We start from the raw sequence: 2,471 nt of genomic DNA, 5'->3' as shown, positions 1-2,471 counted from the left end.
CCCCACAGCTTTGTGTCATGAATCGACTACGGGTTCCCGGCTGGTGCGGTGTCGGTCGTGACGTCGGCCGGGCCGGGCGCGAGAGCCGACGGGTCCAGATTCGAGAGCCGATCGGCATGGACATACTGCCTGCGGAACCCGGCTGACCGGTCATGCCCGGGGAGAAGGGGAAGGCGGAAGGCAGGTCATGCAGTTCGACGACTCGTCGGTCGACACATCCGAGCTCGAGGACAGGCGAGGTGGTGGTCTCGGCAGGGGGATCGCTGTCGGTGGCGGTGGGGTGAGCATCGTCGGTCTGCTCATCTACCTGGTGGTGACGGTGCTCGGCGGTGGTACCGACGCTGGTACGGCACCCCTGTCGCAGCCCGGGCAGTCGTCGGGCGACCTCGCGCAGCGGTGCAACACCGCCGCGGCCATCGATGAATACGACGACCGCTTCGTCCTCAAGGCGTTCAACGAGATCAATGAGGTCTGGACCGCTCAGTTCGCCCGGAACGGCCAGATGTATACCAAGCCCCGCCTGGTCTACTTCTCCCAAGCCGTCCAGACCGGCTGTGGCGTGGCGTCTGCCCAGGTCGGGCCATTCTACTGCCCGCCGGACCGCAAGGTCTACATCGATCTCGGATTCCTCGCCCAGCTCCAGCGCGACTTCGGCGCCGAGGGACGCTACGCGCAGGCGTACATCGTGGCGCACGAGGTCGGGCACCATCTGCAGACGCTGACCGGGACCGAGGCGCGGGTGCGGCAGGCACAGCGGGCGGACCCCGTCCCGGGAGAACGAGCTCAGTGCAGCTCGAACTGCAGGCCGACTGCTACGCCGGGGTCTGGAGCACCCTCGCGAACACCGGCGGGAACGTCACCATCGGCGAGGCCGACCTTGACCAGGCGCTCGGCGGGGCGGAGGCCGTCGGCGACGACCGGATTCAGGTCAGGGCATCCGGCCAGGTCAACCTGGAGACCTGGCCGCACGGGTCGGCGCGGGCAGCGCCGCGATGCCTTCCTCACCGGCTACCGGGGCGCGTCGACGGCGTCCTGCGGCACCGTGCCGCACGCCTGAGCGAAAACCGACCGATGGTTCCACCGAGCTTCACCGACCGGTGGGTTCAGGCGGTTCTCAGCTCCCGGTGCCAGGGCGGGCGGGGCGTCCCGTGCCCCGGCGGATGTTGCCGTAAAGGAGATCAGGCTGGCCGCGCCGCGTGGTCACCAGCGCACGATACTGCGCGGCCGACAGTTCGCCCTCGAAGACACTGCGTTGCACCCAGTGCAGGTACTTGCGGCACGTGCGCAACGCCTAGGGGTTGCGTTCCGCCGCCGTGTCGTAGACCAGAACGACGAATAGGGATCATCACCCGTCGGATCGGAGTGGTGTCGAACATCGGCAGGTTCGACTTCGCCCAGAGGACGTCGGTGGGGCCCTCGCAGAAGGCACACGGCCGGTAGCGCGTCGTCGGCCCGATCCGGCGCGAAGAACTCCTTCACCTCCGCGGTCAGCTCGGCCCGGTCCCGGGTCCGCCTGGCGGGGGTGGGTTTCGCGTTCGGATACATTGCGAAGAGGATTTTCCACCAGTCGTAGGCGAGATAATCCTTGCCGGCGATCGCGGCCTGAACGACGTCCGTGACGATCTGTTCGGCTACCCTGCCCAGGTCCTCTCCGGTAACGTCCTCAACATTTTCCCGGCCGGCGAGAACGGCGATCGACCGAGCTCCGCTCCGCTGCAACGGATGCTCGGTCAACAGCAATAAATTGTTGGCCGTGACGGGGACTGCGCCGGTTACGGACATGCTACCGAATCCATCCGAACCCCTGGTTGGTCGCCAGTCCCAGGCCCCAGTCATAAATGGCGTCCAGCAGGGCGGCGTCTGCTTTGGAGTCGAAATGAAATAACTTGCGCGTTTCGAACCCTCCACAGGCCTGTGACCTGCGATGATGCTCTCGATCACGTATTTGTTACTTCATTACGTCCCCTTTGATGCGCACGGCGGCGGTGCTGCCGTGCCGCGGCGCCCGCTGTACCAGAAATTTCCGGGGAGGTCCAGCGGAGACGACTTCGACGTCCACGTCCGACGGCAGGCCGAGCAGGTCGGCCTTGTGCCGCAGGTTATGGCTCAGGCGATCGGCGAACTGCGGGTGGTCTGAGAGAACCATCGCCGGAGGTCGCATAGACACCGCGGGGCTTCCGTGTGTCCCGGAAATGTGGAGGCGAGACACCGAGTGGACGCAGTGATTTCCCGGCGTATCCCCGGTCATGCAGTTCCTCGGCCAAGGCCGGGTCCTGGCTCCGAATCAGATCGTAGGTAACGGCCCGCGCCGGAGTAAAGACATCTTCCCACTTGATGGCCGGCTGGTCGGCTGCGACATCAAGGGTCTTCGAAGTTAACCGGGGTGGGCGTGAAACCCCAGCCAGTTTGGTAACTGTGCGTAATGTTGGCTCGACGTGGCCTGCTGTGACCTGATGTGGCATGCCTCGTGT

2 protein-coding genes and 3 pseudogenes are annotated in these 2,471 nt (G+C 65.7%); 3 read left to right on the top strand and 2 right to left on the bottom strand.

Annotation, left to right across the window (positions count from 1 at the left end; translation table 11 throughout):
* Positions 1 to 187: 187 nt before the first annotated feature.
* A pseudogene (locus tag ACY45C_RS19005) lies at positions 188 to 748 on the top strand (neutral zinc metallopeptidase); the annotation flags it as partial.
* A 38-nt stretch (positions 749 to 786) separates the two neighbouring features.
* Positions 787 to 918, top strand: a pseudogene (locus tag ACY45C_RS19000) (neutral zinc metallopeptidase); the annotation flags it as partial.
* Positions 919 to 1,156: 238 nt separating this feature from the next.
* Here ACY45C_RS19000 and ACY45C_RS18995 read toward each other — a convergent pair.
* Positions 1,157 to 1,288 (bottom strand): annotated as a pseudogene (locus tag ACY45C_RS18995) (CRISPR-associated endonuclease Cas2); the annotation flags it as partial.
* 495 nt (positions 1,289 to 1,783) lie between these two features.
* The gene (locus ACY45C_RS18990) at positions 1,784 to 1,945 is read right to left on the bottom strand and encodes a CRISPR-associated endoribonuclease Cas6 (RefSeq protein WP_462188934.1); all 162 of its coding nucleotides are present in this window, start codon (positions 1,943 to 1,945) and stop codon (positions 1,784 to 1,786) included.
* On the opposite strand from ACY45C_RS18990, the gene ACY45C_RS18985 reads away from it, so the two are divergent.
* Positions 1,925 to 2,137: a hypothetical protein gene (locus ACY45C_RS18985; RefSeq protein ID WP_462188927.1), complete on the top strand. Its 213-nt coding sequence runs from the start codon at positions 1,925 to 1,927 to the stop codon at positions 2,135 to 2,137. The genes ACY45C_RS18990 and ACY45C_RS18985 overlap by 21 nt on opposite strands.
* The last annotated feature ends 334 nt before the right edge of the window (positions 2,138 to 2,471 follow it).

The organism is Frankia sp. CcWB2 (genome assembly GCF_977927585.1).
The sequence above is the reverse complement of the archived record's forward strand: the minus strand, read 5'-3'. Positions and strand labels throughout refer to the sequence as shown.